Below are 25,912 nucleotides of genomic sequence, written 5' to 3'. Positions count from 1 at the left end.
TGCTCATTTCCCCGGAGCCCGCCGATGGCCGAACTACCCAATCACGACGCCGCACTCACCGAAACCTGCCTCGACAGCGAGGCGATTTTCGACGGCGCATTCCTCAAGCTCAAGCGCGATACGGTGCGTCTGCCTGACGGCAAGCAGGCGACGCGCGAGTACGTCCAGCATCCGGGCGCGGTGATGGTGATCCCGCTGTTCGACGACGGTCGCGTGCTGATGGAAAGCCAGTACCGCTATCCGATCGGCAAGGTCATGGCCGAATTCCCGGCCGGCAAGCTCGATCCGAACGAAGGCGCGCTCGCGTGCGCGGTGCGCGAGCTGCGCGAAGAAACCGGCTACACGGCCCGCGAGTACGTGTTCCTGACGCGCATTCACCCGATCATTTCCTATTCGACCGAGTTCATCGACCTGTACCTCGCGCGCGGGCTCACGGCCGGCGAGCGCAAGCTCGACGAAGGCGAATTCCTCGAAACCTTCACGGCGACGCTGCCCGACCTGCTCGAATGGGTGCGCACCGGTCAGATCTCCGATGTGAAGACGATCATCGGCACGATGTGGCTCGAGAAGGTGCTGTCCGGCAACTGGCCGCTCGGCGCGCTCCAGAACCCCTGAGCGGGCGTCGGCGGCGAGCCGGACACGGCGTTACAATCGCGTGACGCGCCGGCCGCCGGGCCGCGCGAAGCCGGTTTAGCACGGTCGTTCAAAAAAGCGCGATTTGCGCTACACTCGTCACACGCCCTGATTCAGCATGAAGGTCCTCGATTTACAGTGTCCGCACGGTCATCGGTTCGAAGGCTGGTTCGCTTCCGCCGATGAATTCGAAGCGCAGTTGTCTCGCAAGCTGGTCGAATGTCCGGTGTGCGGGACGACCGACATCAACCGGATGCCGTCGGCGCCGCGTCTGAACCTTTCGGGCGCGACGCAGGCGCAGCCGCAGCCGGCCGATCCGCGCGCGCTGCAGGCCCGGGCGATGCGGGCGCTGCGCGAGGTGCTGGAGAAGACCGAGAACGTGGGCGAGCGCTTCGCCGAGGAAGCGCGGCGCATCCATTACAACGAGGCGCCGGCACGCAGCATTCGCGGCGTCACGACGCCCGAGGATGCGCGCTCCTTGGTTGAAGAAGGCATCGAAGTGATGCCGCTGCCGATTCCCGCCGCGCTGAAAGAACCGCTGCAATGACCTTGTGCAGTGAGTCCTGGCCGGGCCGGACGGCCGCGGACAGGAGACACTGCGCATGGATCTGAATTACTCCCCCGCCGACGACGCATTCCGCGCCGACGTCCGCGCCTGGCTCGGGGCGAACCTGCCTCATGCACTGCGCGCCAAGGTACTCGACCATAAACGGCTGAACCGCGACGATTTCGCAAGCTGGCACCGCATCCTCGGCGAGCGCGGCTGGTCCGCGCCTGCGTGGCCGGTCGAGTACGGCGGCCCGGGCTGGAACGCGACGCAGCGACACATCTGGGAAGAAGAGTGCGCCCGCATCGGCGCGCCGATCGTGCTGCCGTTCGGCGTGTCGATGGTCGCGCCGGTGCTGATGAAATACGGCAGCGAAGCGCAGAAGCGCCACTACCTGCCGCGCATCCTCGACGGCACCGACTGGTGGTGCCAGGGCTATTCGGAGCCGGGTTCCGGTTCGGATCTCGCCTCGCTGCGCACGCGCGCCGAACGCGACGGCGACCACTACGTGGTGAATGGCCAGAAGACCTGGACGACGCTCGGCCAATATGCGGACATGATGTTCTGCCTCGTGCGCACCGATTCGTCGGCGAAGAAGCAGGAAGGCATCTCGTTCCTGCTGATCGACATGAAGACGCCGGGCATCACGGTGCGCCCGATCATCACGCTCGACGAGGACCACGAAGTCAACGAGGTGTTCTTCGAGGACGTGAAGGTGCCGGTCGAGAATCTCGTCGGCGACGAAAACCGCGGCTGGACCTACGCCAAATATCTGCTGGGGCACGAGCGCACCGGCATCGCGCGCGTCGGCGCGTCGAAGCGCGAGCTGGCCTTCCTGAAACGCGTCGCATCGAACCAGCGCAAGAACGGCAAGCCGTTGCTCGCCGATCCCGTGTTCGCCGCGAAGGTCGCAGCGCTGGAGGTCGAGCTGATGGCGCTTGAGGTGACGGTGCTGCGGGTCGTGAGCCGCGAGACGAGCGGCAAGGGGCCGGGGCCCGAGGCGTCGATGCTGAAGATCAAGGGCACCGAGGTCCAGCAGGCGCTCACCGAGCTGATGTTCGAAGCGATCGGGCCGCTCGCCGCGCCGTTCGACATCCCGTTCCTCGACGGCGAGCGCGAGCACAGCGTCGCGGGCGACGACGACGCGGCGCCGCTCGCCGCGTACTACTTCAATTACCGGAAGACGTCGATCTACGGCGGTTCGAACGAGATTCAGAAGAACATCATCGCGCAGATGATTCTGGGGCTGTAACCAGGCAACGGAGACAACCATGGATTTCAGCTTTACCGACGAGCAGCAACAGTTCGCCGACGCGCTGCGCCGTTACCTCGGCGAGCAATACGGGTTCGACGCGCGGCAGGCGATCGTGCGCAGCGATGCGGGCATATCGGAAGCGCAATGGAGCGCGTTTGCCGAGCTCGGTCTGACCGCGCTGCCCGTGCCCGACGCGCAAGGCGGCTTCGGCGGCGGCCCGGTCGACATGCTGGTCGCGATGCAGGAGCTCGGCCGTGCGCTCGTGGTCGAGCCGTACTGGGCGACCGCGGTCGCGGTCGAGGCATTGCGGGTCGCGGGCTCGGGCAGCGGCGACGATGCCGCGCTGCTCGAAGCGGTCGCGCAGGGGCACAAGCGGCTGGCCGTCGCATTCCACGAGCCGCACGCGCGCTACGACCTGTACGAGCTCGGCACGCATGCGCGCGTGCAGGGCGGCACGTGCCGGCTGAACGGCGCCAAGTCGGTCGTCCAGCATGGCGCGCAGGCGCATGCGTGGATCGTGCCGGCGCGCGTCGACGGCGGCGGTATCGGCCTGTTCGTCGTCGAGCGCGACGCCGCGGGCGTGACGCTCACCGATTACCGGACCATCGACGGCCAGCGTGCCGCGACGATCGCGTTCGACGACACGCCCGCGCGGCAATTGGCGGGCGGCGTGCGCGATGCGGCCGCGCTCGAGCAGATTGCCGATTACGCGACGTTCCTGCTCTGTGCGGAAGCGGTCGGCGCGCTCGACGAACTGAACCGGGCGACCGTCGAATATACGAAGACGCGCGAACAATTCGGCGTGCCGATCGCGCGTTTCCAGGCGCTGCAGCACCGGATGGTCGACATGCTGATACACGCGGAGCAGGCGCGTTCGCTGACCTACCTGGCCGCGGTCCGATATGCGGGCGACGATGCCGACGCGCGGCGCAAGGCCGTGTCGGCGGCGAAGGCGCGCGTCGGCGCGGCCGCGCGCTTCGTCGGTCAGCAGGCCGTGCAGTTGCACGGCGGCATGGGCGTGACCAACGAGGTCGCCGCGGCGCACCTGTTCAAGCGGCTGTCGATCATCGAGACGACACTCGGCGACACCGATCATCACCTTGCGCGCATCGCGGCCCTGCCGGATTTCGCGCAAGCCGACGCGGCATGACGGTCACGCGCGAGCGTGGCACAGGAGAGACACAGTGGGAATCAGTTTCGAAGATCTGGAAGTCGGCAGTACCACCGAAATCGGACGCTATACGTTCGAAGCGGACGACATCAAGGCGTTTGCGCAACGCTACGATCCGCAGCCGTTTCATCTCGACGAGGAGGCGGGCAAGGCATCGCCGTTCGGCGGCCTGGTCGCGAGCGGCTGGCATACGTGTTCGGTATTCATGGGCCTGCTGATCGCGAAGCTCGGGGCCGATTCGACCAGCATGGGCTCGCCCGGCGTCGACTCGATCAGCTGGCTCAAGCCCGTGCGCGCCGGCGACACGATCACGATGTATCAGAAGATTCGCGACAAGCGCGTGTCGGCGAGCAAGCCGGATCGCGGCATCGTGTCGACCGAATGGATCGGCGTCAACGGCGCCGGCGACACGGTGATCATCGTGCTCAGCAAGGTGATCTTCGGGTTGCGCGATCCGCAGGGAGCGAGCGCATGAGCGACGTCGCGTTGCCGCTGATCGCGTCGGCGCAGGCGCTGCGTGCGCTGGTCGGCGCCGAGCCGTTCGCGAGCGGCTGGGTCGAGATCGATCAGCGTCGCGTCGACGGTTTCGCCGACGCGACCGGCGATCACCAGTGGATTCACGTCGATCCTGAGCGTGCGCGGCGCGAGTCGCCGTTCGGCGGCCCGATCGCGCACGGGTTCCTGACGCTGTCGCTGATTCCCGCGCTGATGACCGACGCGATGCGCTTCGAGCAGAAGATGGGCGTGAACTACGGTCTGAACCGCGTGCGGTTCCTGAAGCCGGTGCCGGTCGGTGCGCGCGTGCGTGCGCTGTTCGCCGTGAAGGAAGCAGCCGACGCCGCGCAGGGCGGCGTGCAGGTGACGTGGCGGGTGTCGATGCAGGTCGAGCAAGCCGATGCGCCGATGCTCGTCTGCGCGGCGGAATTCATCACGCTGCACTACTTCTGACGCTGCGGCATCGCCGATGCCGCAGCGTCGCACGCGGCGCGTCGTTCAGTGCTTCGCGTATTGCGTCGCCCCGAACAGGATCTCGCGCGCCTTGTCGTCCTGCAGCGCCTTGCGCAGCGACGCGAGCACCTCGACGCCGCGCTGCACGGCCGGGCGTGCGGCGATCGCCTCGTGCCAGCGTTTCACGTTCGGCAGCTCGTCGAGCACGATGCCCTGGTTCTGCCACGAACGCGTCCACGGGAACGTCGCGATGTCGGCGATCGTGTACGTGTCGCCCGCCAGATATTCGGATTGCGCGAGGCGTTTTTCCATCACGTTGTACAGCCGCTTCGCTTCGTTCGTATAGCGATTGATCGCGTATTCGATCTTCTCCGGCGCGTACAGGCGGAAGTGATGCGCCTGGCCGAGCATCGGGCCGACCCCGCCCATCTGAAACATCAGCCATTCGAGCGTCGCGTAGCGCTCGGCAGGATCGGCGGGCAGGAACTTGCCGGTCTTCTCCGCGAGGTACACGAGAATCGCGCCCGATTCGAACAGCGAGATCGGTTTGCCGCCGGGCCCATCCGAGTCGACGATCGCGGGAATCTTGTTGTTCGGGCTGATCTTCAGGAACTCGGGCTTGAACTGGTCGCCTGCACCGATATCGACCGGATGCGCGCGGTATGCGAGGCCCGTTTCCTCGAGCATGATGTGGACCTTGTGACCGTTCGGGGTCGCCCAGCTGTAGACGTCGATCATCGTCAACTCCTTGGTTGCGTGCGCGAACACGGCGCCGGGAGCGCGCCGCGACAGGCGGCCATTACAGCACGGATCGGCGAGTGCTGCAGGCGCTGCCCTGCTTGCTCCTCGCCGCGGCCGCGGCAAGGTGGCCGGCACGTTGCGAACGCGTGCGATCAGCGCTTGTAATGCGGCTGACGCTTCTCCAGGAACGCGGTGATGCCTTCGAACGCGTCGGCGTGATGCAGCGCCGCGACGAAATGATCGCGCTCGGTCACGAGGTGTGCGTCGAGCGGCTGGGCGGTCGCGTCGTCGAGCAGTTGCTTGATGCGCGCAAGCGCGTTCGGCGAGACGCCGGCAAGCGAGTCGGCCCACGCGAGTGCGTCGCGCAATGCGGCGCCGGGCACCGCGAGCCGATTGACGATGCCGAGCGCATGCAGCCGTTCGGCCGCGATCGGTTTGCCTTCGAGCAGGATTTCGGCCGCGAGCACCCGCGGCAGTGCGCGCGCGAGAAACCACGATCCGCCGCCATCGGGCGTGAGGCCGACGCGTGCGTACGACATCACGAACTTCGCGTCGTGAGCGGCCACGACCATGTCGCAGGCGAGCGCGAGCGAGAAGCCGGCACCGGCCGCCGCGCCTTCCACTGCGGCGATCACGGGCTTCGTCGACGCGCGGATCGCCGTCACCCACGCGGCGAGCTGATCGATGCTGTCGGCCTGACAGGACGGATCCTTCGAACGGTTGTCGAGCAGGCGGTTCAGGTTGCCGCCCGCGCAAAAGAAGCGATCGGCGCCCGTGAGCACCACGGCGCGAATCTCGGGATCGCGTTCGGCGGTCGCGAGCGCTTCGACGCCGGCCGCATACATGTCGGGATGCAGCGCGTTGCGCGCGCCGGGATTGGACAACGTGAGGACGAGCGTCGATTCGCTCTCGGGCGGCCGCGAAGCCAGCAGTTCGGCACTCATGCGAGTGTGTCTCCATCGAATGGCGCGGCGGCGGTGAGCCGCGCGTCGCGCGTGCGGACCGGCGGCTGCCGCAGCGGATGTAATGTCGTCGTGGCGGGCGGGAAACTGCTTTAGACTAGCACGAACGTGCTTTTCAGCGCGACGAATCCCGAGCCGGTCGGGCTCTGCCGCGACCGCGCCCACGCCACGAAGGAGGCTCCGATGCTGCAGTTGTGCGGTGTTCCGTTGTCCAACTACTACAACAAGGTGAAGTTCGTGCTGCTCGAGCACGACATCCCGTTCGAGGAAACCAAATGCAGCCTGCCGATCAGCGATCCGGCGCTGCTGGCCGATTCGCCGCTCGGCAAAATCCCGTTCGTGAAGACCGAAGAGGGCGCGCTGTTCGAGTCGCAGGCGATCATCGAGTATCTGGCCGCGCGGCATCCGGACAAGGCGATCTTCCCGTCGGCGCCGTTTGCGGCCGCGAAGGTGCGCGAGCTCGTCGAGACGCTCGAGCTGTATCTCGAATGGACCGCGCGCGAGGTCTATACCGAGGCGTTTTTCGGCGGGAAGGTGAGCGACGCGATGAAGGCGCACGTCGAGAAGCGCCTGCCGCGCGCGATCGATGCGTTCAAGCGGCTCACGCAGTTTTCACCGTACGTGCTCGGCGATAGCTTCGGTCTTGCCGACATCGCCGCGTTCGTCCATCTGCCGGTGCTCGGGATGGCGACGAAGGCGATCTACGATCGTGATTTTCTCCTCGACGCGGGCATCGACTGGAAGGCGCACGCGAAGCTGGTGGGCGCACGGCCCGCCGCGCAGCGCGTGGCCGCCGACCGCAAGGCGTACGTTGAAGCGGCAAACCTCGCGCGTTCGTAAGCACGGCCCGGCCGCCCGCGCGGCTCGCGGCGGCGCCCCGGTTACAGGCGCGCCAGCCGTTCCAGTGCGGACGCGAGCGTGCTCTCCTGTTTGGCGAAGCAGAAGCGCACGACGCCCGATTCGTGCGGCGCGTGATAGAACGCCGACACGGGAATGGCCGCCACACCGATCTCCGCCGTGAGCCACTTGGCGAATTCCGCTTCGGACACGTCGCTGATCGCCGAATAATCGACGCACTGGAAGTACGTGCCCGTGCACGGCAGCAGCTTGAAGCGCGTACGCTCGAGGCCGGCCCGGAAGAAGTCGCGCTTCTTCTGATAGAAGTCGGGCAGCGTCAGATACGGCGCCGGGTCGCGCAGATAATCGGCGATCCCCACCTGCATCGGCGTGTTCACCGTGAACACGTTGAACTGATGAACCTTGCGGAATTCCGCGGTCAGCGCGGCCGGCGCCGCGACGTAGCCGATCTTCCAGCCGGTCACGTGGAAGGTCTTCCCGAAGCTCGACACGATGAAGCTGCGCGCGGCCAGTTCGGGATAGCGCGCGACGCTCTCGTGCCGCGCGCCGTCGTAGACCATGTGCTCGTACACCTCGTCCGACAGGATCAGCACGTTGGTGCCGCGCACGATCTCCTCGAGCCTGCGCAGGTCCGCCTCGCGCCACACGGTGCCGGTGGGGTTGTGCGGCGTATTGATCAGGATCATGCGCGTCTTCGGCGTGATCGCGGCGGCGAGACGGTCGAACGGAATCGCGTAGTCGGGCGCGTCGAGCGTGACGAACACCGGCTTGCCGCCGGCGAGTTCGATCGATGGCAGATAGCTGTCGTAGGTCGGCTCGATCACGATGACCTCGTCGCCCGGATGCACCGCGCAGAGAATCGCCGTGAGCAGCGCCTGGGTCGCGCCGGCCGTCACCGTGATCTCGGTGGCGGCATCGTAGCGCCGGCCGTACAGGTGTTCGATCTTGTCGGCGATCGCGCCGCGCAGCGACGCGACGCCCGCCATCGGCGGATACTGATTGTGGCCGTTGCGCATCGCGGCCGCGACCGCGTCGACGATGCGCGGGTCGCAGTCGAAATCGGGGAAGCCCTGGCCGAGGTTGACGGCGCCTTTTTCGGCGGCGAGCGCGCTCATGACCGTGAAGATCGTCGTGCCGACGTTCGGCAGGCGCGAAGGGAAAACGGGAGCGGTGGGCATGTCGGAAGGAGCGTTCATCGATACGGTCGCAAGCGGTTGGCGCCGGGCCGTTCAGGCCGGCGTGGGAGTGGTGGCCGACGCGGTGTCGAGTGCGCACGCTTCGGCAAACGGCGCGGGCTGCGCGATCCGGAAGCCGAAGTCGCGCGCGGTGCGTTTCGCGAGCTTGAGCAGCGCGCGATCCTTCGACACGAGCCAGTCGGCCTGTGCCGCGCGCGCGAGCTCGAGAAACTTCTGGTCGTCGCGGTCCTTGCACTTCGGCAGCGGCGGCGCGTCGGCGGCAAGCGGCGGCGGCTCGACGAGGCTCGCCAGGCGCGCGACGATCGCGAGCGCTTCGGTCTTGTCGACCGCGCGAGCCTGGAACTGCGGGTAGTCGAGCACGAGCGTGAGTTCGTTCAGGCAGCGGCTGTCGATCACGGCGGCGAGCGTGCCGTGTTCGAGCGCGGCGCGGATCGGGCGCGTGGCAGGGTCGTCGAATACGAGAATGTCGATCCAGACGTTCGAGTCGAGCACGACGCGGTGCGCGGCATGCGGGGCGAGTGAGCGGGTCATTCGTTACAATCGGTGGTTTTCGTCTGACCGCAAGGCACGGCGTGCCAGCGAGCCTCTATGATAATCGTTCTCTCTCCCGCCAAATCTCTCGACTACGACACGCCCGCCCACGTCCCGTCCTACACGCAGCCCGCCTTCGTCGACGATGCCTCGGAGCTGATCGACGGCCTGCGCAAGCTGTCGCCGCAGGACATCGCGACGCTGATGGACATCTCCGACCCGCTCGCGCGCCTGAACTTCCAGCGCTACGCGGACTGGTCGCCGACCTTCACGCCGGCCAACGCGAAGCAGGCCGTGCTCGCATTCAACGGCGACGTGTACGAAGGGTTCGATGCGAAATCGCTGTCGGCCGCGGATCTCGACTACGCGCAGCAGCACGTGCGCGTGCTGTCGGGCCTGTACGGGCTGCTGCGGCCGCTCGATCTGCTGCAGCCGTACCGGCTCGAAATGGGCACCCGTTTCGCGAACGCACGCGGCAAGGATCTGTATGCGTTCTGGGGCGACCGGATCACGCGCGCGCTGAACGAGCAGCTCGAGACGCGCAGCGGCGCGGCGCGCGTGTTGATCAACTGCGCGTCGACCGAGTACTTCAAGTCCGTCAAGCCGAAGCTGCTGGCCGCGCCGGTCGTCACGCCGGTGTTCGAGGACTGGAAGGGCGGCCGCTACAAGATCATCAGCTTTCATGCGAAGCGCGCGCGTGGCCTGATGGCGCGCTACATCGTCGAGAACCGCATCGCCGAGCCGGCGGCGCTGAAGGATTTTGCGCTGGAAGGCTACGCGTTCGACGCAGCGGCGTCGAACGATTCGACTTACGTATATCGCCGGCGCATCGGCGAGTGAGCTTGCCGGCCGTTCACGAGACGGCCGGTCCATGGACGACCCCGGGCGCGGCAATCCGCCGTTGCGCTCGACACTGGAGAGACAGATGACCCTTTCGATCACCAGCAATTTCGATGCGGGCGCGATCGACGTCGTGTCGTGCGAGCGCGCGGACGCGATCCGGCTGCGCGTACGCGGCGACAGCCGCTCGGAGTTCGCGCAATGGTTCTACTTCCGGTTGACGGGCGCACGTGGCGAACGCTGCGTGATGTCGTTCGAAAATGCAGCGGAGTGCGCGTATCCGGCAGGGTGGCACAACTACCACGCGGTCGCGAGCTACGACCGCGTCGACTGGTTCCGCGTGCCGACGACGTTCGACGGCAAGACGATGACGATCGACCATACGCCCGAATTCGACAGCATCTACTACGCGTATTTCGAGCCGTACTCGGAAGAGCGGCACGCGGCGTTTCTCGGCGCGGTCCAGCAGTTGCCGCAGGCGAGCGTCGTCGAGCTCGGCCGCACGGTCGAAGGCCGGCCGATGTCGCTGCTGACGCTCGGCACGCCGGAGCTCGACGGCGTGCCGAAGAAGAAGGTGTGGATCATCGCGCGCCAGCATCCGGGCGAGACGATGGCCGAGTGGTTCGTCGAAGGGCTGGTCAAGCGGCTTGCCGGATGGGGCGATTGGTCCGGCGATCCGGTGGCGCGCAAGCTGTACGACCGCGCGACGTTCTACATCGTCCCGAACATGAATCCGGACGGCAGCGTGCACGGCAACCTGCGCACCAACGCGGCGGGCGCGAACCTGAACCGCGAGTGGATGGCGCCCGATGCCGAGCGCAGTCCCGAAGTGCTGGCCGTGCGGGATGCGATCCATGCGACCGGTTGCGACATGTTCTTCGACATCCACGGCGACGAGGATTTGCCGTACGTGTTCGTCGCGGGTTCCGAGATGCTGCCGAGCTTTACCGATCAGCAGCGCATCGAGCAGGCCGCATTCATCGATGCGTTCAAGGTGGCGAGCCCGGACTTCCAGACCGAGCACGGCTACGCGGCGAGCAAGTACCGGGAAGACGCGCTCAAGCTCGCGTCGAAGTACATCGGTCATCACTTCGGCTGCCTGTCGCTGACGCTCGAGATGCCATTCAAGGACAACGCGAACCTGCCCGACGAGCGCGTCGGCTGGAACGGCCAGCGCAGCGCGGCGCTCGGTGCGGCGATGCTCGCGGCGATTCACGCGCAGGTGGAAGCGTTCGCGTAAGCGCAGGGTCGGCACGATGAAAAAAAGCCGGCGCATCGTGCGATGCGCCGGCTTTTCTGCTTCTGTCGTTGCCGCTCCGTCGTATCAGGACTTCTTCGCGGTCTTTTTCTTGACGGCTTTCTTCGTGCCGCTCGATTTCTTCGTTGCTGCGGCCTTTTTGCCGGTGCGGCCGGACGCCTTGACCTTGCCGCGGTGCGACTTGCCCTTGAACTTCTTCGACGACGACGACGGGCGCTCGACGTGCGCCTTCAGCGGCGGCACCGGGTCGTTCCAGCTGAACGCCAGCATTTGCTGACCGACGTAGCCGCAACGGAACTTCAGCGGTGTCGGGTCACTGCCGTCACTGTGGACGCCGAGACCGTCGACGGTGACGATGTTGTCGACCTTCACGCGTTGCTTGCCCTGATCGAACGAATCGTTCCACGGCGTGATCGTCGCGTTGCCGCTTTCGAATGCGTTCGGCGCGAAGTCGACGCGGTCGAATGCCGACGACGTACTGGCGATGAAGCTGCCGTGCGCCGCACAATCGGCGACGATCGGATCGGCATGCATGTCGTTGACGAACTTGTTGATCAGTTCGGAGCGCTGGTCGAGGAGGTCGGCGAATACCGGTGCCGGAAGCGCAAGCGACAAGCCCGCGACACAGGCTGCCAGCTTGCCGAGCGCCCGAACGATCCGGAGCGAGGCAGAAGTGCTGTCCATCTGGTTATTGGTGAGGAGCGAATGAGGCATCGGGCAGGTATAGAGGCCCGGTGAAGATCAGGAGTTCAATCTTAGCGTAAAAAAGTTGTGCGGCCTTAGATGCCGTACTCTGCCGCGCTGCGCAATACGAGCCGGCGCACGGCGCGTGCCGTTTACGCCCGCGGACCGCCGAGACGATAGCGCCGGACGTCGAACGTCGTCACCCACGCTGGCCGATAGACGGCGATCAGCGCGGTCGCCATGCCGGTGAACCACGCTTCGCCGAGCGCGAGCAGTGCGGTGTTGAGCAGATAGCCGGCCGGAATCACGACGGGCACGCCGTCCGCCAGCGCGAGTTGCACGCCGGCCGCGGCCGCGGCGACCGAGACGATCGCGATGGCCGGTGAGAAAAAGCCCTGGCCGATGATGAACGACGCGAGGTTATGCGGCAGCCACGCGATGGCGGCGCGCTGCAGCACCGCGGACACGGCGACGGGCAGCGCGCCGTACACCAGATAAGTGAGGCCGATGCCTTGCCATGGCGCATCGAAGACCACTGCGGCGATGCACGTGACCACGCCCATCGCAACCAGCGCGAGCGTCCAGTCGAACAGCGTGACGAGCAGCGTCGCGCCGAGCAGATGCATGACGATGCCGTCTTCGAGCCATGCATTCGACGCCCACAGGACGGTGATCGCGGTGACGAGCGCCAGCCACACGTGCTGAAGCGTCGCGTCCTGCAGACGAATGAATGGGCGCTTCCAGATCGCGAGCGCGAGCAGCATCGCGGCGGCGATCCAGCCACCAACACCAACCCAGAGCGGAAGCGGTGTGAAGAGAAAACCCATGGCTTCCATATTACTCGTTGAGCATCAAAGCTGGGAATTCGCGAATGCCGACCGTCGCAATATCGATACTGTCCGGCGAGGACCTGTTACATGCTAATAACGGGTCAACCCCGCGGCCGAATTTTTCCAAACAGGGGAACGTGCCTTTGCGCCCGTATGGCGGCGCCGCTCGTCGTTGCAATAGCTACGCAGCTATTGCGCCTCCTCCCTTCTTGCCCCGCGGGCGCAAAGGCACGTTCGCCAGCCTGTTATTCGCGTGAACAGGCCCTAGCAGGCTGTTGAAAAGCGCCTCGTTCCGACGATCGGGGCACTGTTTAAAAGGGTTTCGTATGCGATTGGCCGCTGAGTTGCTGACGAATCGTGCCGGATGCCCCGCTTGCGAGCGGGCCGGCCGGCGCGTTGCCGCGCAACAGCTACGGTTGGGCGGCTCATCGCGCTGCTCCCTGCGGCACCGCTGCCAGTATTCGAGCCATTCGAGTCAGGTTGCTCGCCAGCATCGTCAGCTTGAAGTGCTGGTCGACTCGCTTGATGCCGCGATACGCGGTCTGTCGGATCCTGCCGACGGTCTTGCCCCAGCCGAAGTGCTCTTCGATGCGCTTGCGAATCACCTGGCTGATGCCATAACCGGCGTGCCGCGAGGTGCGGCCATCGATCGCGCTGCCGCCTTGATGCGCGTCGTTGCGCGCGACATGCGGCGTCACCTTGCGCGCACGACAGTCCCGCACAAAGTCGCGCATGTCGTAACCCTTGTCGGCGCCGAGCGTCTTGGCGTGACGGCCCGGCACGCAATCGAGCAAGCGCAACGCACTTGCGCGTTCGCCGAAACCGTCAGCGTGGCTGACCACCGCGCCGACCACCAAGCCCGAGCGGTTCTCCATCAGGATGTGCCCCTGATAACAAAGGATGGCTCCGCTTTGCCGCCCCTTGCGGAACAGGCGCGCGTCCGGATCGGTGCTCGATTCATGCGTATCGTTGCTGCGCCGCTTGCCCTTCCAGTCGGTGTCGACATTGCGACCACCGCCGGCTGGTGGATCGTCCGAGCCGTCCTTGGGCCGGAAGCTCTTGTGGCTGGCCCAAGCCTGGATCAGCGTGCCATCGACCGAGAAGTGTTCTCTGGACAGCAGCCCTTGCTTGTCGGCCAAGCTCATGACTTCGGTAAAGAACGCTTCGACCACTTCGTGCTCGAGCAGACGATCACGGTTCTTGGAGAACACCGAGTGGTCCCAGACGGCGTCTTCGATCGCCAGTCCGACGAACCAACGGAACAGCAGGTTGTAGCGCATCTGTTCCATCAACATGCGCTCGCTGCGCACCGAGTACAGCACCTGCAGCAGCAATGCACGCAGCAGTTTCTCCGGCGCAATCGACGCACGGCCGCTATCCGCGTAGATCGTGCCAAACAGCCCATTGAGCCGCTTCAGCGCTTGATTGACCAGCAGCCGAAGCGGCCGCAACGGGTGATCGGCCGGCACGAAGTCTTCCAGCTTCACCGTCGTGAACAGCGGTTCTTGCATCTCGTCCATTCCGCGCATCGCTCTCGTCTGCCCAAGATCATGAACACGATATCTCTAACGCACCGCTCGCAACGCCCGTTTACACCGTATCCAATTTCAACAGCCTGCTAGCGCTCGCGCCGAAACCGTACGCTCGGCTCGGCTGCGATCGGCAGATCGTGGGGGCCGGCGTTCGCCGCGGGCGACGGATAGCGGCGATCGTTCCGGTGCTTGCGCAGCGGAATCGGGCCGCGCTCGCCGATGGCGGGTTTGCCGGCCCGGTCGCGGTTGGCCAGCAACACCTCGAGATGCGGCGACAGCCAGCCGTTGTAGATCGCCACCGCGGCCGCCCGGTTTGCGGCGCCGAGCTGCTGGAAGATGCTGGCGAGATGGATTTTCACCGTGCCCTCGCTGATGCCCAGCGTCCGGGCGATCATCTTGTTCGTGCTGCCCATGTGGACGAAGCGCATGATCTGCGCCTGTCGCGGCGATAGCAGCCCGCTCGGCGGGCGGCGCGGCAACGTGCCGGCGAGCGTCTGGAAATGGGTGTCGTTGCGTGTCCCGGCAGGCGAGGGCAGCAGGCTCAGCGCGATGGGGGGAATGTAATGTCCGCCGAGCAGCACGATTTCAAGTGCGCGCACGATCAGATGTGGCCGTGTGGCGTGCGGGATCACGCCGGCGACGCCGTAGTCGTAGAACCGCTGGATGGCTGCCGGCGTCGACTCGTCGACCATCACCGCAACGGGCGTCGGCGAGCACGCGCTGCAGAGCGCCTGCAGTTCACCGTGGCGGCCGACATCCGGCCAGTTGATCGCGACCAGGTCGAAGCGCTCGGTGCGCAGCAGCCGACGCGCCTGGAAACCGTCGGGCGCATCGTTGATGGTGGCGTGACGGTCGATCTGTCGTAGCAGCACCTTCAGTCCGTCACGCCGTTCGGCGTCTGAGTTCAGCACCAGGAACCGCATATCCAACCTCCATGAGATGAGTCGTTGATCCGCCGTCGGCATGTCTTCGATCCGATAGTGACAAAGACCTTACACGATGTCTGCTTGGCTGAAAGGCTTAGGAGAAGTCTGAAATTTGGACGGGAAGGCGCGCCGGTGCGAAAAAAAGCCGCTCCGGCAGAAACCGGAGCGGCTTCGGGCAGGTGGCCCGCGGCGTGGTTCAGTGAAAGTGCGGCTGGGCGGGAGAGGCGTCTTCCGGCATTTCCGCATGGACGATTTCGCCGAGCGGATCCGCATAGAGCGGCACACCGCAGTCGTCGCAATACTCGGGCTCGAAACGGCCTGCGTGCCGTCGGACGTCGGTTACACCGCATTCCTTCAGCAGACTCACGATCTCCTCGAGCGGGCCCTCGATCGGCGCCTCGCCTTCGAGCGTCGCGTTGTCGGTCGACACGTCGCCGTTCTCGCGACCGTAGAGCGGCCACACGACGCCATAGATCACGTCGTTGCTCGCCCGTCGCGTAAAGCCCACGCGGTACTCGTCGATTCGGCGTTCGCCGAAGCCCGCGACGACGGCGCGCAGTTCCTGCGGAGCCGCACCAAGTGTGTCGAAAAGATAACGAATGGCCGTTCGGACGGTGTGCGGACGGATTCGTTCGTCTGCATCACGGCATGCCGAATAGTACGCGTCCGGAAGCAGGCATTCGAACTCGCAGCCGGGAAGGGCGATCGACAGGTTCGGGCCGCCTTGGGCGGTCCATTGCTCGAGGCACTGGCCGCGCTCGATGCGATTGCCGTGTTCTTCTTCCTGCCAGCGGAACAGCGGCGCGCCGGCCGGCGCGGCGACGACGGCGAGCAGGAAGCGTGGATCGGCAAGAATCGGTGACGTTTCCGGCAAGTCGCCGAAGCTCAGCTTGGCGGCGTGCTGCCCGATCGCCGCATGCGCGAGTTGCTGCGCGAGCCGGTACGTTTCGACGTGGTGCCGCGGCAACTGGTCGATGCTGTACAGGAATGGGGCTAGGCCGACCCGCGTGCCGCTTGCGAGCACGTGCGCTTGCAGGTGCGCACGCAGTGCATCGGCGACGTCGCCTTTCAGCGGCCCCGACGGAATCATGTAGCGCGTCCAAGCGAGCACGGGCACGGCGACCAGCAGCGCATCGTACGGTTGGCCATCGTGCTCGATCACCAGCGACTCGCTGTGGGTCTCGGCCATGTCGGCGAGCGCCCCGTATGCGTCGGGGTGATTCTGTTGCAGATGGTCGAGTGCGGCGTCGAGCGTCGTCTGGTTGCCGTTGCGAACGATCTTCGCGAGCAGCGCATCGAGCTTCGCTTCCCAGAAGCGATCCTCGATGCGGCTGCCCGAGGCAAAGAGCGCAAGCGACAGGCCGACCAGTTTGTCGGCATCGGGGGGGAGGCGTTTGGCGATTCGCTGGCGCATATTAAATACATATAAAGGGGCGAAGAACCTCACATTCTAGTCCGTTCTTCGCACCTTAAGCGCCATCGTGCCCGGGCATGCCTCCGGGCCGGCGCCGGGAAGACGAAGAAAAGTTCGTCAAACCCCTTGCGCGATTGCCGTGAGCTGCATAGAATCACGCCTCTTTCGCGCTACCGGAAACGCGGCGCGGAAGGAAGAAGGGAAGCGGTGCGGTTGGGTGGATGTGGTGACCCAGGTGCACACGAAGCTGAACCCCTCACCGTCACAACGAAGCAGTTCAAAAAGTTGTTGACGAGTGAAGAAAGACGGTTCATAATCTCGCTTCTCTGCTGCTGAAAACGCAGCGCTGCTGAGAAACGCGAAGTTTCTCGCAGAAATGCTCTTTAAAAATTAACAGCCGATAAGTGTGGGCGCTTGATGGAAGCGGGCTGATCTTCGGATCAGAAAGCGAAAGTATCAAGAGTCTCACACTAAAGTAAGTCAGGTTTATGAAGAGATTCATATACCTGTCAGCTTTGAGTGAGCGACCGGTTCTTAACGGAACCGAAAACAGTAACAGGTTTAAACTGAAGAGTTTGATCCTGGCTCAGATTGAACGCTGGCGGCATGCCTTACACATGCAAGTCGAACGGCAGCACGGGTGCTTGCACCTGGTGGCGAGTGGCGAACGGGTGAGTAATACATCGGAACATGTCCTGTAGTGGGGGATAGCCCGGCGAAAGCCGGATTAATACCGCATACGATCTATGGATGAAAGCGGGGGACCTTCGGGCCTCGCGCTATAGGGTTGGCCGATGGCTGATTAGCTAGTTGGTGGGGTAAAGGCCTACCAAGGCGACGATCAGTAGCTGGTCTGAGAGGACGACCAGCCACACTGGGACTGAGACACGGCCCAGACTCCTACGGGAGGCAGCAGTGGGGAATTTTGGACAATGGGCGAAAGCCTGATCCAGCAATGCCGCGTGTGTGAAGAAGGCCTTCGGGTTGTAAAGCACTTTTGTCCGGAAAGAAATCCTTGGCTCTAATACAGTCGGGGGATGACGGTACCGGAAGAATAAGCACCGGCTAACTACGTGCCAGCAGCCGCGGTAATACGTAGGGTGCAAGCGTTAATCGGAATTACTGGGCGTAAAGCGTGCGCAGGCGGTTTGCTAAGACCGATGTGAAATCCCCGGGCTCAACCTGGGAACTGCATTGGTGACTGGCAGGCTAGAGTATGGCAGAGGGGGGTAGAATTCCACGTGTAGCAGTGAAATGCGTAGAGATGTGGAGGAATACCGATGGCGAAGGCAGCCCCCTGGGCCAATACTGACGCTCATGCACGAAAGCGTGGGGAGCAAACAGGATTAGATACCCTGGTAGTCCACGCCCTAAACGATGTCAACTAGTTGTTGGGGATTCATTTCCTTAGTAACGTAGCTAACGCGTGAAGTTGACCGCCTGGGGAGTACGGTCGCAAGATTAAAACTCAAAGGAATTGACGGGGACCCGCACAAGCGGTGGATGATGTGGATTAATTCGATGCAACGCGAAAAACCTTACCTACCCTTGACATGGTCGGAATCCTGAAGAGATTCGGGAGTGCTCGAAAGAGAACCGGCGCACAGGTGCTGCATGGCTGTCGTCAGCTCGTGTCGTGAGATGTTGGGTTAAGTCCCGCAACGAGCGCAACCCTTGTCCTTAGTTGCTACGCAAGAGCACTCTAAGGAGACTGCCGGTGACAAACCGGAGGAAGGTGGGGATGACGTCAAGTCCTCATGGCCCTTATGGGTAGGGCTTCACACGTCATACAATGGTCGGAACAGAGGGTTGCCAACCCGCGAGGGGGAGCTAATCCCAGAAAACCGATCGTAGTCCGGATTGCACTCTGCAACTCGAGTGCATGAAGCTGGAATCGCTAGTAATCGCGGATCAGCATGCCGCGGTGAATACGTTCCCGGGTCTTGTACACACCGCCCGTCACACCATGGGAGTGGGTTTTACCAGAAGTGGCTAGTCTAACCGCAAGGAGGACGGTCACCACGGTAGGATTCATGACTGGGGTGAAGTCGTAACAAGGTAGCCGTATCGGAAGGTGCGGCTGGATCACCTCCTTTCCAGAGCTATCTCGCAAAATTGAGCGCTCACGCTTATCGGCTGTAAATTTAAAGACAGACTCAGGGGTCTGTAGCTCAGTCGGTTAGAGCACCGTCTTGATAAGGCGGGGGTCGTTGGTTCGAATCCAACCAGACCCACCATTTGTCTGGCGGTAACACCCTGAGGCATCTGTACTCATGGGGGCATAGCTCAGCTGGGAGAGCACCTGCTTTGCAAGCAGGGGGTCGTCGGTTCGATCCCGTCTGCCTCCACCAATCCTCAATGACAAGCGTTCGACGCGTCGAGCTTTTGTCATTGGCGATTGAGCCAGTCAGAGTGATATGAGTAACACCATATCGGCTGTCGTTCTTTAACAATCTGGAAGAAGTAAGTAATTTGGATAGCGGAAGCGTCTTGAGATGGACGTGAAAACTATCCGGGTTGTGATTGTATCGATGTATCTCAAGATGATTCGAACTCTATGTTCGACTCAATTGGAATACGGCACAACGCGAGAACTCAACCTGTAGCGACTGTCGATGAGACAGACTCGTTATAGGGTCAAGCGAACAAGTGCATGTGGTGGATGCCTTGGCGATCACAGGCGATGAAGGACGCGGTAGCCTGCGAAAAGCTACGGGGAGCTGGCAAACGAGCTTTGATCCGTAGATGTCCGAATGGGGAAACCCGGCCCTTTTGGGTCATCCTGGACTGAATACATAGGTCCAGAGAAGCGAACGCGGTGAACTGAAACATCTAAGTAACCGCAGGAAAAGAAATCAACCGAGATTCCCAAAGTAGTGGCGAGCGAAATGGGATGAGCCTTGCACTCTTTATTTGTATTGTTAGCCGAACGCTCTGGAAAGTGCGGCCATAGCAGGTGATAGCCCTGTAGGCGAAAACAGTATGAAAGAACTAGGTGTGCGACAAGTAGGGCGGGACACGTGAAATCCTGTCTGAAGATGGGGGGACCATCCTCCAAGGCTAAATACTCGTGATCGACCGATAGTGAACCAGTACCGTGAGGGAAAGGCGAAAAGAACCCCGGGAGGGGAGTGAAATAGATCCTGAAACCGCATGCATACAAACAGTCGGAGCCTCGCAAGGGGTGACGGCGTACCTTTTGTATAATGGGTCAGCGACTTACGTTCAGTAGCAAGCTTAACCGTATAGGGCAGGCGTAGCGAAAGCGAGTCCGAATAGGGCGTTCAGTTGCTGGGCGTAGACCCGAAACCAGGTGATCTATCCATGGCCAGGATGAAGGTGCGGTAACACGTACTGGAGGTCCGAACCCACTAACGTTGAAAAGTTAGGGGATGAGCTGTGGATAGGGGTGAAAGGCTAAACAAACCTGGAAATAGCTGGTTCTCTCCGAAAACTATTTAGGTAGTGCCTCGTGTCTCACCTTCGGGGGTAGAGCACTGTCATGGTTGGGGGGTCTATTGCAGATTACCCCGCCATAGCAAACTCCGAATACCGAAGAGTGCAATCACGGGAGACAGACATCGGGTGCTAACGTCCGGTGTCAAGAGGGAAACAACCCAGACCGCCAGCTAAGGTCCCCAAATATAGCTAAGTGGGAAACGAAGTGGGAAGGCTAAAACAGTCAGGAGGTTGGCTTAGAAGCAGCCACCCTTTAAAGAAAGCGTAATAGCTCACTGATCGAGTCGTCCTGCGCGGAAGATGTAACGGGGCTAAGCTATATACCGAAGCTGCGGATGCGAGCTTTGCTCGCATGGTAGGAGAGCGTTCCGTAAGCCTGCGAAGGTGCCTTGTAAAGGGTGCTGGAGGTATCGGAAGTGCGAATGCTGACATGAGTAGCGATAAAGGGGGTGAAAGGCCCCCTCGCCGTAAGCCCAAGGTTTCCTACGCAACGTTCATCGGCGTAGGGTGAGTCGGCCCCTAAGGCGAGGCAGAAATGCGTAGCTGATGGGAAGCAGGTCAATATTCCTGCACCATTGTTAGATGCGATGGGGGGACGGATCGCGGAAGGTTGTCCGGGTGTTGGAAGTCCCGGTCGCTGCATTGGAGAAGGCACTTAGGCAAATCCGGGTGCGTAATTCAAGGGTGTGGCGCGAGCTCCTTCGGGAGCGAAGCAATTGGAAGTGGTTCCAAGAAAAGCCTCTAAGCTTCAGTCTAACGATGACCGTACCGCAAACCGACACAGGTGGGCGAGATGAGTATTCTAAGGCGCTTGAGAGAACTCGGGAGAAGGAACTCGGCAAATTGGTACCGTAACTTCGGGATAAGGTACGCCCTTGTAGCTTGACTGGCCTGCGCCAGGAGGGTGAAGGGGTTGCAATAAACTGGTGGCTGCGACTGTTTAATAAAAACACAGCACTCTGCAAACACGAAAGTGGACGTATAGGGTGTGACGCCTGCCCGGTGCCGGAAGATTAAATGATGGGGTGCAAGCTCTTGATTGAAGTCCCGGTAAACGGCGGCCGTAACTATAACGGTCCTAAGGTAGCGAAATTCCTTGTCGGGTAAGTTCCGACCTGCACGAATGGCGTAACGATGGCCACACTGTCTCCTCCCGAGACTCAGCGAAGTTGAAGTGTTTGTGATGATGCAATCTACCCGCGGCTAGACGGAAAGACCCCATGAACCTTTACTGTAGCTTTGCATTGGACTTTGAACCGATCTGTGTAGGATAGGTGGGAGGCTATGAAACCGGAACGCTAGTTTCGGTGGAGCCGTCCTTGAAATACCACCCTGGTTTGTTTGAGGTTCTAACCTTGGCCCGTGATCCGGGTCGGGGACAGTGCATGGTAGGCAGTTTGACTGGGGCGGTCTCCTCCCAAAGCGTAACGGAGGAGTACGAAGGTACGCTAGGTACGGTCGGAAATCGTGCTGATAGTGCAATGGCATAAGCGTGCTTAACTGCGAGACCGACAAGTCGAGCAGGTGCGAAAGCAGGTCATAGTGATCCGGTGGTTCTGTATGGAAGGGCCATCGCTCAACGGATAAAAGGTACTCTGGGGATAACAGGCTGATACCGCCCAAGAGTTCATATCGACGGCGGTGTTTGGCACCTCGATGTCGGCTCATCTCATCCTGGGGCTGTAGCCGGTCCCAAGGGTATGGCTGTTCGCCATTTAAAGAGGTACGTGAGCTGGGTTTAAAACGTCGTGAGACAGTTTGGTCCCTATCTGCCGTGGGCGTTGGATATTTGAAGGGGGCTGCTCCTAGTACGAGAGGACCGGAGTGGACGAACCTCTGGTGTACCGGTTGTCACGCCAGTGGCATCGCCGGGTAGCTATGTTCGGAAGAGATAACCGCTGAAAGCATCTAAGCGGGAAACTCGCCTTAAGATGAGATATCCCTGGGGACTAGATCCCCTTGAAGGGTCGTTCGAGACCAGGACGTTGATAGGTCAGGTGTGTAAGCGCAGTAATGCGTTCAGCTAACTGATACTAATTGCCCGTAAGGCTTGATCCTATAACAAGTCTGCCTTGTAGATCGGCGCCGTGCGAAAGCACTGGCCGCGATCCAGAGCGACATGTTGGATTCTCGTGTGTGATACACACAACCTAAATTACTGCTTCTTCCCAGATTGGTTCTGTTGGCCGCGCCAGCAGAACAACCCTCTTTGCCTGATGACCATAGCGAGTCGGTCCCACCCCTTCCCATCCCGAACAGGACCGTGAAACGACTCTACGCCGATGATAGTGCGGATTCCCGTGTGAAAGTAGGTAATCGTCAGGCTCCCCTAAGCCAGGAACCCCCGCCCGAAAGGCGGGGGTTTTTGCATTGGCGCGGCAGAAAGAGCACTCGGCCAGTTGCATCGGCTCGAGTCGGCAGGATCGAACGAACCCGGTCGGTTTGCGATAGCTCGGTGATGTGCCCAGGACCGACTCGCTAGAAACCACGCTGCTCACCAGGTTCACGACGAGTCGGCTCATATCCCCTGATCGTCACGCTGCCGCGGAACTGCTCATCGCCGGAACGCGCGATGCATCAAGCTGGCGATATCTGCGATGCATGTCCGGCGGCCACGCGCCAACGATCTCCCGCTTGGCGCCACAGCCCCGCACGGTGATTATGGCAGTGACTATCATCCCGCCAACCGCTGTCTCCCCATCGCCGGAGTGCCGTCATGCAATTTGATACGATGGAAATAGGATCGATGGTCGCTGCCATCGGCGTTACCTTGAATCGAAACAGGGCGGGGCAATGAATATTGGCGAGACATCGCGTGAATCAGGCGTCAGCGCAAAGATGATCCGGTATTACGAGCAGGTCGGCCTTCTCGCTCCCAGCAAGCGGAGCGACGCCGGTTACAGGCTCTACGGTCCGGACGAAATCCATACGCTGCGTTTCATCAGACAGGCGCGGCGGCTCGGCTTTCTCGTCGAGGATATCCGCAAGCTGCTGACGCTCTGGCAAGACCGGTCGCGGGCCAGTGCCGAGGTGAAGTCGATCGCGCTCGAACATGTGGCCGAGCTCGACAAACGCATCGCCGAGTTGACCGACATGCGCGATACGCTCGCCGATCTGGCCGCGCACTGTCACGGTGACGGACGGCCAGAATGCCCGATTTTGGCGCGTCTGGCCGAACCGGTAGGCGAACCAGATTAGTGCATGTCTTCCAGGCCGCGAAAGACCCAGAAGCTAATTCGTATAAAAATCAATGCATTATGAAGGTTGCCTCACGTGCCATTCCAAATTGGAATGACAGCCATGCACGCATTTCACTGGCAACTTGGTGCAGCCTCGCTATAATCCGGGATAACCCTATACGGGAAATCCCTGAATCTCGATTCGCCAGGGGTCCCCCTTCCTTGGAGAACATCATGATCGCCTACATCGTTGAAAAGCTGAGCAACTGGTTCGAAACCGCCGAGCGCGAGCGCCGCGAAGCTTACCTGGCTACCTCGTCGGACATCGTCCAGCTCGAGAGCCGCATCCGTTCGCTCGAAACGAACGGCTACTCGCTGTAATCGAAGCAGTTGTCCGGTGCCGCGTGGCGCCGAATGAAAAGCAAGCCCCGTATTGACGGGGCTTTGTCTTTTTTGCGCCGCGGATCTGGCGGAATCGTCAGCGGGGCGCTATGGTATGGACCTGCTTTTCACCGGAAAAACGATCATGCGCTGGCATCCTGATGTGCGTCACCTTGCTTCCCGCGCGCGTCTCGGTCTGGGCGCTGCGGTGCTCATCCATGCGGTGGCCGCCGGCGCCGCCGCTTCGTCTGCATCCCAGGCGTTGATTCTCGACACGCAACGCGGAATCGTCGATGGCAAGGGTGGCCTGGTGCTGCAAACGGCGCCGCTGTCGTCGGAGCCGATCGTCGAGCCCGCCGGCATACGCGCGCCGGCAGGACAAGGCGCGAATTCGTCGGTGCCGCTATTCGTTGCGCCCTATATCAACGTGCCCGGCTGGAACGTCGGGCCGGCGAATCAGCCGCGCCCGGCGCCGAGACCGCAGCCCTGAGGCGGCCCACGCGTTCAATTGCCGCGGTGTTCGATCTGATACCGCGCGCCACTGTCCTGTCCCAGGCGTTCGACGAGATACGGCAGCACTTCTTTCATGCTTTGCGCGAGCGTGTACGGCGGATTCAGGATGAACATCCCGCTGCCGTACAGGCCGAGTCCGTCCGCGGGCGGGTTCGACACCGTCAACGTCAAATGCAGCCAATTGTTCGGCTGCAGACGCTTGAGCTGTTCCGGAAAACGCTGCGACTCCATTCTCGCAACCTGCGGGTACCAGATCGCGTAACAACCGGTCGCGAAGCGCTTCAGGCATTCCGTCACGCAGCTGATGGTGCGCGCGTAGTCCTTCTTGTCCTCGTAGGACGGATCGATCAACACGAGCGCCCGTCGCGGCGGCGGCGGCAGCAGCGCCTTGATGCCCTCGAAACCGTCGCCGGCGAAGATCATCGCGCGACGCCCCGCATCGCGGAAGTTGTGACGCAACACGTCGATCTCCGTCGTGTGCATTTCGAACAGGCGCATCCGGTCCTGGTCGCGCATCAGTCGCCACGCGAGATACGGCGAGCCGGGGTAGTAGTGCAGTTCGCCGTCGGCGTTCAGTGCGCGCACTTCGTCGATGTAGTCGCTCAGCGCCTCCGGTACGCCCTTGTCGTTCCACAGCGGGCCGATGCCGGTGTCGAATTCCCCCGTCTTGGCCGCATAGCCGTCGCGCAGCGAATACACGCCGGCGCCGGCATGGGTGTCGACGTACCAGTACGACTTGTCCTTCTTGTTCAGATAGCGCAGCAGCTGGACGACGACGGTGTGCTTGAGCACGTCCGCGTGGTTGCCTGCGTGAAAACCGTGACGATAGCTGAGCATGACGAGCTGCCTGGAACGAGAGATGAATCGATGAAAGCGTGCGGTCGCGCGCGACGGTCGGGTCGCGCGCCGATGCGGCCGCGTATTGTACGCGACTGGTACGCGACTGCACGTGAGTCGCCTTACTCGTATGCGTCGCCGACGACGTCGTCGATGCGTTGCTTGAGCTCCGGCGTGAGCTTCGTCGCGACCTCGACGGCGCGCATGTTGTCGCCGATTTGCTCGAGCCGCGACGCCCCCGTAATGACCGAGCTCACGCGCGGATTCGCGAGCACCCATGCAATCGCCAGCTGCGCGGTGCTGCATCCGAGTTCCGCCGCGATGTCGCCGAGCTGCTCGACCACCTCGTTGCGAGCGCGGTCCGTGAGCCGCTCGCGCAGCCAGTCGTAGCCGTGCAGCTCGGCGCGGCTGCCCGGCGGCACGCCGTTGCGGTACTTGCCGGTGAGCAGGCCCGATGCCAGCGGGCTCCAGGTCGTCAGCCCGAGCCCGCAGTCGTCGTAGAGCCGCGCATATTCCTGCTCGACCCGCGTGCGATGAAACAGGTTGTATTGCGGTTGCTCGACCACCGGCTTGTGCAGATGATGGCGCTCGGCGATTTCATACGCGGCGCGGATGTCGTCGGCATTCCATTCGGAGGTGCCCCAATACAGCGCCTTGCCGCGCACGATCATGTCGCTCATCGCCCAGACGGTCTCCTCGATCGGCGTGTTCGGGTCCGGCCGATGGCAGTAGACGAGATCGACGTAGTCGAGCTGCAGCCGCCGCAGCGAGCCGTCGATCGCATTCAGCAGGTACTTGCGGTTCAGCGTGTGGTACTGATTCGGCGCTTCCGCGAGGCCCCAGAAGAACTTCGTCGACACGAGGTAACTGACGCGCGGCCAGCCGAGCGACTTGAGCGCCTGGCCCATGATCTCCTCGGATTTCCCGCCCGCATAAACTTCCGCGTTGTCGAAGAAATTGACGCCGGCATCGCGCGCCGCTGCGAGACATTCGCGGGCCGCCCGCTGATCCACCTGATTGCCGTAGGTCACCCACGAGCCGAGCGACAGTTCGCTGATCTGCAGGCCGGAGCGGCCGAGCCGTCGATAGTGCATACCAACCTCCGCGAGTCGTAACCGACCTTAAGCTTAGGCGTTTTGCGCGCGAACGGCGGGACCGATCGTGCACAATAGCGGCTGGCTCGCCCGCACGGACAGGCTATGACGGCTGCTGCTGCG

At 62.6% G+C, this 25,912-nt stretch carries 23 protein-coding genes, 2 tRNA genes and 3 rRNA genes; 17 read left to right on the top strand and 11 right to left on the bottom strand.

Annotated features, from left to right (window positions below; all coding sequences use genetic code 11):
• The first annotated feature begins 24 nt into the window (after positions 1-24).
• The 6 genes from MYA_RS09920 (at position 25) to MYA_RS09895 (ending at position 4,554) form a co-directional block, all read left to right on the top strand.
• Positions 25-615, top strand: coding sequence for an NUDIX domain-containing protein (locus tag MYA_RS09920; RefSeq protein WP_014723354.1), 591 nt, complete (start codon positions 25-27; stop codon positions 613-615).
• Between the two features lie 136 nt (positions 616-751).
• The gene (locus MYA_RS09915; RefSeq protein ID WP_011885521.1) at positions 752-1,180 is read left to right on the top strand and encodes a DUF1178 family protein; all 429 of its coding nucleotides are present in this window, start codon (positions 752-754) and stop codon (positions 1,178-1,180) included.
• Between the two features lie 55 nt (positions 1,181-1,235).
• Positions 1,236-2,432: an acyl-CoA dehydrogenase family protein gene (locus MYA_RS09910; protein WP_014723353.1), complete on the top strand. Its 1,197-nt coding sequence runs from the start codon at positions 1,236-1,238 to the stop codon at positions 2,430-2,432.
• Between the two features lie 19 nt (positions 2,433-2,451).
• Positions 2,452-3,585, top strand: a complete 1,134-nt coding sequence (locus MYA_RS09905; RefSeq protein ID WP_014723352.1) for an acyl-CoA dehydrogenase family protein — start codon at positions 2,452-2,454, stop codon at positions 3,583-3,585.
• 34 nt (positions 3,586-3,619) lie between these two features.
• Complete coding sequence (locus MYA_RS09900) at positions 3,620-4,081, top strand: MaoC family dehydratase (protein WP_014723351.1); 462 nt, start codon at positions 3,620-3,622, stop codon at positions 4,079-4,081.
• Positions 4,078-4,554, top strand: a complete 477-nt coding sequence (locus MYA_RS09895; RefSeq protein WP_011885517.1) for a MaoC family dehydratase — start codon at positions 4,078-4,080, stop codon at positions 4,552-4,554. The genes MYA_RS09900 and MYA_RS09895 overlap by 4 nt, the downstream gene beginning before the upstream one ends.
• A 45-nt stretch (positions 4,555-4,599) precedes the next feature.
• On the opposite strand, the gene MYA_RS09890 is transcribed toward MYA_RS09895, so the two are convergent.
• Both MYA_RS09890 and MYA_RS09885 read right to left on the bottom strand, forming a co-directional pair.
• Entirely contained in the window at positions 4,600-5,292 is a 693-nt protein-coding gene (locus MYA_RS09890) for a glutathione binding-like protein (protein WP_014723350.1), read from the bottom strand.
• A 155-nt stretch (positions 5,293-5,447) separates the two neighbouring features.
• Positions 5,448-6,239, bottom strand: a complete 792-nt coding sequence (locus tag MYA_RS09885) for an oxepin-CoA hydrolase, alternative type (protein ID WP_014723349.1) — start codon at positions 6,237-6,239, stop codon at positions 5,448-5,450.
• A 201-nt stretch (positions 6,240-6,440) separates the two neighbouring features.
• Here MYA_RS09885 and MYA_RS09880 point away from each other — a divergent pair, with 201 nt between their 5' ends.
• The gene (locus MYA_RS09880; protein WP_014723348.1) at positions 6,441-7,097 is read left to right on the top strand and encodes a glutathione S-transferase family protein; all 657 of its coding nucleotides are present in this window, start codon (positions 6,441-6,443) and stop codon (positions 7,095-7,097) included.
• Positions 7,098-7,138: 41 nt separating this feature from the next.
• Here MYA_RS09880 and MYA_RS09875 read toward each other — a convergent pair whose 3' ends face one another.
• Both MYA_RS09875 and MYA_RS09870 read right to left on the bottom strand, forming a co-directional pair.
• The gene (locus tag MYA_RS09875; RefSeq protein ID WP_014723347.1) at positions 7,139-8,311 is read right to left on the bottom strand and encodes a pyridoxal phosphate-dependent aminotransferase; all 1,173 of its coding nucleotides are present in this window, start codon (positions 8,309-8,311) and stop codon (positions 7,139-7,141) included.
• 33 nt (positions 8,312-8,344) lie between these two features.
• Complete coding sequence (locus MYA_RS09870; protein ID WP_014723346.1) at positions 8,345-8,842, bottom strand: putative toxin-antitoxin system toxin component, PIN family; 498 nt, start codon at positions 8,840-8,842, stop codon at positions 8,345-8,347.
• A 57-nt stretch (positions 8,843-8,899) separates the two neighbouring features.
• On the opposite strand from MYA_RS09870, the gene yaaA reads away from it, so the two are divergent.
• Entirely contained in the window at positions 8,900-9,682 is a 783-nt protein-coding gene (gene yaaA / locus MYA_RS09865) for a peroxide stress protein YaaA (RefSeq protein WP_014723345.1), read from the top strand.
• A gap of 85 nt (positions 9,683-9,767) precedes the next feature.
• Positions 9,768-10,922 carry a M14 family metallopeptidase gene (locus tag MYA_RS09860; protein ID WP_041493973.1) on the top strand — a complete coding sequence of 385 codons (1,155 nt, stop codon included), beginning with the start codon at positions 9,768-9,770 and terminating at the stop codon, positions 10,920-10,922.
• 84 nt (positions 10,923-11,006) lie between these two features.
• Here MYA_RS09860 and MYA_RS09855 read toward each other — a convergent pair whose 3' ends face one another.
• The 5 genes from MYA_RS09855 to MYA_RS09835 form a co-directional block, all read right to left on the bottom strand.
• Positions 11,007-11,654: a BspC domain-containing protein gene (locus tag MYA_RS09855; protein ID WP_011885509.1), complete on the bottom strand. Its 648-nt coding sequence runs from the start codon at positions 11,652-11,654 to the stop codon at positions 11,007-11,009.
• A gap of 122 nt (positions 11,655-11,776) precedes the next feature.
• Positions 11,777-12,451 (bottom strand): energy-coupling factor ABC transporter permease, encoded by a 675-nt coding sequence (locus tag MYA_RS09850; RefSeq protein ID WP_041493972.1) that lies wholly within the window; start codon positions 12,449-12,451, stop codon positions 11,777-11,779.
• Positions 12,452-12,879: 428 nt separating this feature from the next.
• On the bottom strand, positions 12,880-13,974 hold the full coding sequence (locus tag MYA_RS09845; protein ID WP_009961431.1) for an IS5 family transposase: 1,095 nt from the start codon (positions 13,972-13,974) through the stop codon (positions 12,880-12,882).
• 98 nt (positions 13,975-14,072) lie between these two features.
• On the bottom strand, positions 14,073-14,909 hold the full coding sequence (locus MYA_RS09840) for a response regulator transcription factor (protein WP_011885507.1): 837 nt from the start codon (positions 14,907-14,909) through the stop codon (positions 14,073-14,075).
• 199 nt (positions 14,910-15,108) lie between these two features.
• Positions 15,109-16,326, bottom strand: a complete 1,218-nt coding sequence (locus tag MYA_RS09835; protein WP_011885506.1) for a DUF2863 family protein — start codon at positions 16,324-16,326, stop codon at positions 15,109-15,111.
• Positions 16,327-16,889: 563 nt separating this feature from the next.
• Here MYA_RS09835 and MYA_RS09830 point away from each other — a divergent pair.
• The 8 genes from MYA_RS09830 to MYA_RS09800 all read left to right on the top strand — a co-directional run bounded on the left by MYA_RS09830 (position 16,890) and on the right by MYA_RS09800 (position 23,835).
• Positions 16,890-18,422, top strand: a 16S ribosomal RNA gene (locus MYA_RS09830).
• A gap of 64 nt (positions 18,423-18,486) precedes the next feature.
• Positions 18,487-18,563, top strand: a tRNA-Ile gene (locus MYA_RS09825).
• A 38-nt stretch (positions 18,564-18,601) separates the two neighbouring features.
• A tRNA-Ala gene (locus MYA_RS09820) sits at positions 18,602-18,677 on the top strand.
• Positions 18,678-18,961: 284 nt separating this feature from the next.
• A 23S ribosomal RNA gene (locus MYA_RS09815) occupies positions 18,962-21,843 on the top strand.
• 154 nt (positions 21,844-21,997) lie between these two features.
• Positions 21,998-22,110: ribosomal RNA gene (gene rrf, locus MYA_RS09810) — 5S ribosomal RNA — on the top strand.
• The 16S, 23S and 5S rRNA genes sit together here with 2 tRNA genes alongside, the layout of an rRNA operon.
• A 468-nt stretch (positions 22,111-22,578) precedes the next feature.
• Entirely contained in the window at positions 22,579-22,983 is a 405-nt protein-coding gene (gene cueR / locus MYA_RS09805) for a Cu(I)-responsive transcriptional regulator (RefSeq protein ID WP_041493865.1), read from the top strand.
• 215 nt (positions 22,984-23,198) lie between these two features.
• Positions 23,199-23,345: a DUF3563 family protein gene (locus tag MYA_RS29580; protein WP_011885504.1), complete on the top strand. Its 147-nt coding sequence runs from the start codon at positions 23,199-23,201 to the stop codon at positions 23,343-23,345.
• A 115-nt stretch (positions 23,346-23,460) separates the two neighbouring features.
• The gene (locus tag MYA_RS09800; RefSeq protein WP_011885503.1) at positions 23,461-23,835 is read left to right on the top strand and encodes a hypothetical protein; all 375 of its coding nucleotides are present in this window, start codon (positions 23,461-23,463) and stop codon (positions 23,833-23,835) included.
• 14 nt (positions 23,836-23,849) lie between these two features.
• Here MYA_RS09800 and MYA_RS09795 read toward each other — a convergent pair whose 3' ends face one another.
• Together MYA_RS09795 and MYA_RS09790 are read right to left on the bottom strand one after the other, a co-directional pair.
• Positions 23,850-24,695 (bottom strand): 23S rRNA (adenine(2030)-N(6))-methyltransferase RlmJ, encoded by an 846-nt coding sequence (locus MYA_RS09795; protein ID WP_011885502.1) that lies wholly within the window; start codon positions 24,693-24,695, stop codon positions 23,850-23,852.
• Between the two features lie 122 nt (positions 24,696-24,817).
• Positions 24,818-25,789 (bottom strand): potassium channel beta subunit family protein, encoded by a 972-nt coding sequence (locus MYA_RS09790; protein ID WP_014723340.1) that lies wholly within the window; start codon positions 25,787-25,789, stop codon positions 24,818-24,820.
• Positions 25,790-25,912 lie beyond the last annotated feature (123 nt).

Source organism: Burkholderia sp. KJ006 (genome assembly GCF_000262695.1).
Taxonomy (GTDB): Bacteria; Pseudomonadota; Gammaproteobacteria; order Burkholderiales; family Burkholderiaceae; genus Burkholderia; species Burkholderia vietnamiensis.
The sequence above is the reverse complement of the archived record's forward strand: the minus strand, read 5'-3'. Positions and strand labels throughout refer to the sequence as shown.

Excerpts from the sequence above, each read along its gene's own strand:
- MYA_RS09915 (WP_011885521.1), top strand. The coding sequence starts at position 752 with ATGAAGGTCCTCGATTTACAGTGTCCGCACGGTCATCGGTTCGAAGGC.
- MYA_RS29580 (WP_011885504.1), top strand. The coding sequence starts at position 23,199 with ATGATCGCCTACATCGTTGAAAAGCTGAGCAACTGGTTCGAAACCGCC.
- MYA_RS09855 (WP_011885509.1), bottom strand. The coding sequence starts at position 11,654 with ATGCCTCATTCGCTCCTCACCAATAACCAGATGGACAGCACTTCTGCC.
- MYA_RS09840 (WP_011885507.1), bottom strand. The coding sequence starts at position 14,909 with ATGCGGTTCCTGGTGCTGAACTCAGACGCCGAACGGCGTGACGGACTG.
- MYA_RS09910 (WP_014723353.1), top strand. The coding sequence starts at position 1,236 with ATGGATCTGAATTACTCCCCCGCCGACGACGCATTCCGCGCCGACGTC.
- MYA_RS09850 (WP_041493972.1), bottom strand. The coding sequence starts at position 12,451 with ATGGGTTTTCTCTTCACACCGCTTCCGCTCTGGGTTGGTGTTGGTGGC.
- cueR (WP_041493865.1), top strand. The coding sequence starts at position 22,579 with ATGAATATTGGCGAGACATCGCGTGAATCAGGCGTCAGCGCAAAGATG.
- MYA_RS09875 (WP_014723347.1), bottom strand. The coding sequence starts at position 8,311 with ATGAACGCTCCTTCCGACATGCCCACCGCTCCCGTTTTCCCTTCGCGC.
- MYA_RS09880 (WP_014723348.1), top strand. The coding sequence starts at position 6,441 with ATGCTGCAGTTGTGCGGTGTTCCGTTGTCCAACTACTACAACAAGGTG.
- MYA_RS09870 (WP_014723346.1), bottom strand. The coding sequence starts at position 8,842 with ATGACCCGCTCACTCGCCCCGCATGCCGCGCACCGCGTCGTGCTCGAC.
- MYA_RS09885 (WP_014723349.1), bottom strand. The coding sequence starts at position 6,239 with ATGAGTGCCGAACTGCTGGCTTCGCGGCCGCCCGAGAGCGAATCGACG.
- MYA_RS09920 (WP_014723354.1), top strand. The coding sequence starts at position 25 with ATGGCCGAACTACCCAATCACGACGCCGCACTCACCGAAACCTGCCTC.
- MYA_RS09905 (WP_014723352.1), top strand. The coding sequence starts at position 2,452 with ATGGATTTCAGCTTTACCGACGAGCAGCAACAGTTCGCCGACGCGCTG.
- MYA_RS09860 (WP_041493973.1), top strand. The coding sequence starts at position 9,768 with ATGACCCTTTCGATCACCAGCAATTTCGATGCGGGCGCGATCGACGTC.
- MYA_RS09895 (WP_011885517.1), top strand. The coding sequence starts at position 4,078 with ATGAGCGACGTCGCGTTGCCGCTGATCGCGTCGGCGCAGGCGCTGCGT.
- yaaA (WP_014723345.1), top strand. The coding sequence starts at position 8,900 with ATGATAATCGTTCTCTCTCCCGCCAAATCTCTCGACTACGACACGCCC.
- MYA_RS09790 (WP_014723340.1), bottom strand. The coding sequence starts at position 25,789 with ATGCACTATCGACGGCTCGGCCGCTCCGGCCTGCAGATCAGCGAACTG.
- MYA_RS09795 (WP_011885502.1), bottom strand. The coding sequence starts at position 24,695 with ATGCTCAGCTATCGTCACGGTTTTCACGCAGGCAACCACGCGGACGTG.
- MYA_RS09835 (WP_011885506.1), bottom strand. The coding sequence starts at position 16,326 with ATGCGCCAGCGAATCGCCAAACGCCTCCCCCCCGATGCCGACAAACTG.
- MYA_RS09800 (WP_011885503.1), top strand. The coding sequence starts at position 23,461 with ATGGACCTGCTTTTCACCGGAAAAACGATCATGCGCTGGCATCCTGAT.
- MYA_RS09890 (WP_014723350.1), bottom strand. The coding sequence starts at position 5,292 with ATGATCGACGTCTACAGCTGGGCGACCCCGAACGGTCACAAGGTCCAC.
- MYA_RS09845 (WP_009961431.1), bottom strand. The coding sequence starts at position 13,974 with ATGGACGAGATGCAAGAACCGCTGTTCACGACGGTGAAGCTGGAAGAC.